The sequence below is a fragment of the Methylomonas sp. LWB genome (assembly GCF_001856095.1).
Classification (GTDB): domain Bacteria; phylum Pseudomonadota; class Gammaproteobacteria; order Methylococcales; family Methylomonadaceae; genus Methylomonas; species Methylomonas koyamae_A.
In genome coordinates, this window is record NZ_MKMC01000094.1 from 1 (window position 1) to 367 (window position 367).

A 367-nucleotide genomic window follows, 5' to 3' on the forward strand; every position below is an offset into this window, starting at 1 on the left:
ATGTCAGCACGGGGGCGGCCACCAGCGGGCCCACCGAGGAGCCGGCGTTGACGAGGGCGCCGGCCGTCGCCCTCTTGTCAGGCGCAAAGCGGTCGGCGACGATCGACTGACACAGCGCGTGCGCGGGACCTTCGAAGAAGCCCAATGCAATTCGGCACACGAGGAGCACGCCGAACGACGTCTGAACGGTCAGGGGCAGCATGCTGACAATCCAGGTCACCATCAGCAGTCCGGCACCCCAGGTGTACGAGATCTTGCGGAGTACCGCGGTCAGGGTGACCGCACCGACGGCGAACAGCCAAAAGAAGGCACTGCTGAGCAACCCATACTGACCTGCGGTGATTCCGAGGTCGTCACGGATCTGGTG

The 367-nt window shown here is 64.9% G+C and carries 1 protein-coding gene; it reads right to left on the reverse strand.

Features of this window, described 5'->3' with window-relative positions; genetic code table 11:
- The coding region (locus BJL95_RS22660; protein WP_139306388.1) for an MFS transporter at window positions 1–367 on the reverse strand (367 nt) is incomplete at both ends.